The organism is Streptococcus sp. HMSC057G03 (assembly GCF_001808745.1).
Taxonomy (GTDB): Bacteria; Bacillota; Bacilli; order Lactobacillales; family Streptococcaceae; genus Streptococcus; species Streptococcus parasanguinis_Z.
The window spans coordinates 1-5,240 of the sequence record NZ_KV794412.1 but is presented as its reverse complement, the minus strand read 5'-3'; the positions used below and the strand labels follow the sequence as shown (position 1 = coordinate 5,240).

Genomic DNA, 5,240 nt, shown 5'->3' with positions numbered 1-5,240 from the left:
CTACGTTTCACTAACAAACTTACACACTCAACATGTGCTGAGAGCTTTCTTCTATACTAATAGACGAAAGGGTGTGAAAATGATTTTTAAATGATACTGTGGAACGGAACAGTAGCCCTAGTATTGACTACTGTCGTTTCTATTCATATTGGCTATTCTAGGACTGAGATGAAAAAATCTATAAATGCTCAGAATAAAATTGAACCCGCAAATCTCCCCAAAACAATGGTGAGTCATGTACTTGTATTATTCCGAAAAAATACACCTCTGGTGCAGTGAGACAAATTGGTGTATCTTATAGTGGCTTCGTAGATGAAAGCTATACTCTACTATCACTCTTTGATGATGTAGAACAAATTGAAAAAGATAATAGACTTCAGACAGCTATTGATGTTGTCAGAGAACAGTTTGGTTTTTTAGCCATACAAAAAGGAACCGTCCTAACTGAAGGTTCCAGAAATATTGAACGCAGTAAACTTATCGGTGGTCATTCCGCGGGTGGATTGGAGGGATTAAAATGAAACAAGAAAAAAATACAGTACAATTTTCAGAAATCCGTAGCAAAGGATGTAATGATATTGAAATGCTTGAAAGATTTTTACATGGAATCGTTGAAACAGCAACTTCAAAACTTCGTCAGAGAAAACTCAAAACAACTGAAATATCGATACGACTAGTACATGCTAAATCTGAAAACCGATTACCATTGGAATTTACATTTAGCATTAAGCCAACAAGCTCATCTGTGATAATCTATACTGAGGTAATCAATCGCTTTAAAGAATGTTACACAGGTGGGGGAATTCAAGGTTTTACGATTCAATTTGATAAAAATACCCTTGCCTCTGCATAGAAAGGATTTGATATGATTGACCGTTCATATTTACCATTTCAATCAGCAAGAGAGTACCAGGATACAAAGATGCAAAAATGGATGGGCTTTTTCCTATCTGAACATGCATCAGCACTCTCTGATGATACAAACAAAGTAACGTACATGTCTGACTTATCACTAGAGAAGAAATTATTACTCCTCAGTCAAGTATACGCCGGGCAGCTACGCACACGCATTCAAGTGATTGAAAAAAACAAGCGTGTTTCCTACACTGGAACAATACCAAGTCTGACCAAAGATTTCATTTTGATAAAAACTACAACAGGTCACATCAATTTGAAATTAAAAGACATTATTAGTATTGAACTTGTCGAGGAGGTGCTCTATGAATCAGCTTGAGTTTCAGCGTAATCACCTACAAATGGACTATTATAGCGAGAGCTACCAAGATTTTGAACGTGACTTCTACCGCTACTCTAACATGAATATTCCATTGACCTTCCTAACTGATGATATCCTAAAAACAATGGCGACTTCACGTAAGAATTACTTTGTCCTCAATAAGGAAAAGTCCAGAGATAACCGCGATCACTTCTTCATATTTGAAGTAAGTACCGTAGATGAGAATCCGCTAATCTATCATTATACATATAAGAAAACTACAATATATTTAGCAGAAAAATAGGAGCAGTTCAATTGACTGTTCCTATTTTTAATATTCATAAAATCTAAAGTCTTTATACTCTTTAACAATGGAGTCGCCAACCAGAACAGACTATACTGACCAGCGACTACCTTAAATTTAATGTTTCAGATTTATTTTCTTATCTCTAATTTCATAAACTACATCTGCTACATTTTCGAGTAATCGTTTATCGTGGGTGATAAACACGATAGTTCCGGTGTACTCCTTCATTAGTATTTCCAAAGCCTCTAAACTTGGTATGTCAAGGAAGTTACTGGGTTCATCCATTATTAGGATGTTATATCTACCCATGAGCATTTTAGCAAGCAACAATTTTATAATTTCTCCACCGCTTAAAACAGATAAACTTTTTCCAATATCGTTCTGTTTGAACCCCATAGATGCTAGCACTGAACGAATTTCTGATATATTGTAGTCACAATCCTTCTGCATAAACTCCATAACATTCTGATTACTGTTGTACTTGTAACCATTCTGTGCAAAGTAACCTATTTTTGCCTTAGGCGAAATAGAAATTCCTTCTTCATGGTTTAAGATCATTTGGATTAAAGTTGTTTTTCCGATTCCATTACCACCAGTTAACGCCACTTTTGCTCCTAACGGAATTTGAAAAGATGCATTTTCAAACAGAGCCTTATCCCCAAATACTTTATTAATTTCTGCACCGACTATAGGGTATGGATTATGGAGCTCCAATGCTTTACTTTGCCTGAAACGAATTCTGCGAATGCCTTCCGGAGCTTCTACTTTTCCTAAGGCCGCAATCCTGTGCTCTAGGGTTTTAGCAGCATTATACATCTTTTTTTCCTTACTTCCTATTGATTTTTGATGAGCTAAACGCCCTCCGTCTTCAGTACTTTTTTTCTTTGAAGAACCTTTTGCCTTCTGTTCTATTTTACGAGCCTGTTTTCGCTTTTCCTCCGCAGCCCTTTCCAATCGGGCACGTTCCGCAATAAATTGTTCGTATTCTGCAGCTTGGCTCTTACGTTCTTCCTCTTTCTGACGAAGATAATCAGAATAGTTTCCCCAATACTCAGTGATTTTGCCATCTTTCAGTTCCCATATTTTATCTACTATTTCATCAAGAAAATAGCGGTCATGGCTAATAACTAACAGTGCACCTGTAAAATATTTTAGCTGTCCTATTAGAAAATCAATTCCTTCACGGTCTAAATGGCTCGTAGGTTCATCCGCTAAAATACCATGAACCTGTGCCGATAAGGCCTGTGCTATTTTAAGCCTTGTTTCTTCACCACCGCTCATAGTCTGTATATTTAATTGCTCAACACCTAGCTTGCCTACAAGTGCAAAATCTTTTTCCTCCTGCAGAGTTACTTCGTCCAACTGGGGAATATAGGCAAGTTCACCCAGACGATTCATTTTACATCCTGGGGGAGTTAATTCTCCTAAAAGTACCCTGAGTAAAGTGCTTTTTCCAGCACCATTTGCTCCTACTAAACCAATACGGTCATAATCATATACTTCTAATTCATTTATATCTAAAACATCGCGTCCTTTGAATTCCACACGAATGTCTTTTGCTTTTAATATTAATTCCATAACATTTCCTCCTGTCTATAATCGCATGCTTTCATTTGCTTGTATGCAGGGAAAACCCTGCGATTTTAGCAGGAAGAGTTACATGAAAATAAGATACATAAATATTCCTCCAATATTGTTTATTTTAAATCTAATTTTCTAACCTCAGTTATCATTTGGCAAACTATAGCAATGCCAATAATTAAAATACCTGATAGTAAAAACCAATGATTTACACCGATTTTATCAGCAAAGAATCCAGAAAGAATTAACCCAATTGGCATAGCAAGTGACATGATACTTCCGATCAAAGAAAATACACGTCCTAAATATTCAGGCTTAATTTTCTCCTGAAAAAGAGCTGTTTGCACACCGCTATAAAATGGCACCGAAAGCCCCATTATTGCACAGCAAACTACGAATATTACAAATCCATTTGGAGGAAGTATTCCCGAAACGGCTAAACTGGTCCCCATTATAAAAAATGAACTTGTTATTAGTAATACATGCTTTTCGAAGCCCCCTAATCTTCCTAATAATAAGCCTCCTGCTAGCATCCCAAATGCAAAGGAAATTTCCGTAATAGAAATATGCACAGGCGTTCCATTAAAGTGTTCCATGCTTATTAAAGGAAATAGTGCATTGATTGGCATATAAACAAAAGTATATAGTGTTCCTAAGAGTAATAAGGCAAACAATCCTTTGTTTTGTCTCAGAACCACAACTCCTTCTTTCATCTCCCTTATGAAATTTGGTTCTAAACTTTGCACTTGATTACCCAGCTTAGGTATACGTACAATTGCTACCGTAATAGATGCAATCACAGCACCCAATACGTCGATGGCAATAATAGCATTTAAATCCCAAACGGAGTATAAGAGTGCTGCAACTGCCGGACTAACAATATAGCTTATAGACTGCAAAGACTGACTATAGCCTGCGCATTTCGTTAGCTGTTCTTCTGGTACTAAAAGTGGTGTAACCGCATTGAGTGCTGGGGTATGAAAAGCTGTTCCAATGCTACGGATAAACAATACTATCATAATCATCCAGACAGGTAGCTCCATACAGAATGCAACAATAGCAAGCACTGCACCAGCTGCTGCGATAATTAAATCGGCACCAATCATTATCTTCTTCCTATCATGACGATCCACTAGCACACCAATGGCAGGTCCCAAAATCGCATAGGGTAAAAAACCTACTAATGAAGCCATAGACAAGACCATCGCAGATCCTGTTTTTTCTGTAAGGTAAAAAATAATCGCCATTTGCAGGATGGCACTAGTGATTAATGATACTGCTTGCCCTGCCCATATTGCATAAAATTTTCGTTTCCAATTGTTGTATTTTTCCATTTATATTATCTCCTGCATATTATTTTGCTTGAATTTCTATTTTGAATAGCATTCTAGGCAATAAAAAATGCAGGCCAAACCCCACAATGTGGCTTTTGGTCTGCATACATACAATTTGGAAACATTCATATTAAAGACATAGTTAAATAAAGGTATAGTTAAATAACCAATATCCTCACCGTAACTAATGAATGCTCAATATCGTATAAATAAGCACAACAAAAAAGCCTATCATCGGGTATAGATTCTGCTTTTTTTATTGCCAGCTTATCTTAAACGCATTGAGGCTGTCATAGTTTCGGTTCCTCCTACATCTTTGTTTATATCAATTTATAGTATAACACAACAAGATGATATGTTCAATATAAAAGTTATGGAATGAGACTCATACTTCCAATTCGATGCCAGATTTAAAGGATATGACGAAGTTTTCTTCATAGACTGTAACGCTCTGGATTATCTTCCTTAGTAGCAAGCGATTAGCTTTCACAAAATCTTCTGTTTGTAGTTTTAAAAATTCATCAGGATTTTCTAACTCAACCTCAAAATATTTCATTTTACATTCCCTCATTTCATTTATTGATAAATTGAGTTTGCAAAAAAGAGTGGACAATTTTTGTCTACTCTTAACCTTTAAAATAGTTTTTTTTAATCGATTTGAAGTTGCCTAAATTATTACTTATTCGGTAAAATGAAGTATTGCTTTCAACAGATTTCCTTCAACTACACTTCACTTGATTCAAACAAGGTGGGTACATTTCTATTCCCACAAACTCCTTGTCAATGGAAACAAACACGTACC

At 36.1% G+C, this 5,240-nt stretch carries 7 protein-coding genes; 4 read left to right on the top strand and 3 right to left on the bottom strand.

From position 1 onward, the window contains the following. The first annotated feature begins 275 nt into the window (after positions 1–275). From HMPREF2686_RS00035 to HMPREF2686_RS00020, 4 genes are read left to right on the top strand one after another with little or no spacing between them, the layout of a single operon-like run. Positions 276–521, top strand: a complete 246-nt coding sequence (locus HMPREF2686_RS00035) for a hypothetical protein (RefSeq protein WP_001813542.1) — start codon at positions 276–278, stop codon at positions 519–521. Continuing rightward, positions 518–853 carry a DinB/UmuC family translesion DNA polymerase gene (locus HMPREF2686_RS00030; RefSeq protein WP_000806926.1) on the top strand — a complete coding sequence of 112 codons (336 nt, stop codon included), beginning with the start codon at positions 518–520 and terminating at the stop codon, positions 851–853. The genes HMPREF2686_RS00035 and HMPREF2686_RS00030 overlap by 4 nt, the downstream gene beginning before the upstream one ends. Positions 854–865: 12 nt before the next feature. Beyond that, on the top strand, positions 866–1,234 hold the full coding sequence (locus HMPREF2686_RS00025; protein WP_000567222.1) for a hypothetical protein: 369 nt from the start codon (positions 866–868) through the stop codon (positions 1,232–1,234). Beyond that, positions 1,221–1,520, top strand: a complete 300-nt coding sequence (locus HMPREF2686_RS00020) for a DUF5960 family protein (RefSeq protein ID WP_001072467.1) — start codon at positions 1,221–1,223, stop codon at positions 1,518–1,520. The genes HMPREF2686_RS00025 and HMPREF2686_RS00020 overlap by 14 nt, the downstream gene beginning before the upstream one ends. A gap of 117 nt (positions 1,521–1,637) precedes the next feature. Here the strand turns inward: HMPREF2686_RS00020 and msr(D) are convergent, their stop codons facing one another. The 3 genes from msr(D) to HMPREF2686_RS00005 all read right to left on the bottom strand — a co-directional run bounded on the left by msr(D) (position 1,638) and on the right by HMPREF2686_RS00005 (position 4,994). Continuing rightward, complete coding sequence (gene msr(D), locus HMPREF2686_RS00015; protein ID WP_000420313.1) at positions 1,638–3,101, bottom strand: ABC-F type ribosomal protection protein Msr(D); 1,464 nt, start codon at positions 3,099–3,101, stop codon at positions 1,638–1,640. 119 nt (positions 3,102–3,220) lie between these two features. Next, positions 3,221–4,438 carry a macrolide efflux MFS transporter Mef(A) gene (gene mef(A) / locus HMPREF2686_RS00010; protein ID WP_000417519.1) on the bottom strand — a complete coding sequence of 406 codons (1,218 nt, stop codon included), beginning with the start codon at positions 4,436–4,438 and terminating at the stop codon, positions 3,221–3,223. Positions 4,439–4,823: 385 nt separating this feature from the next. Then, positions 4,824–4,994: a hypothetical protein gene (locus tag HMPREF2686_RS00005; protein ID WP_000873143.1), complete on the bottom strand. Its 171-nt coding sequence runs from the start codon at positions 4,992–4,994 to the stop codon at positions 4,824–4,826. Positions 4,995–5,240: the final 246 nt, after the last annotated feature.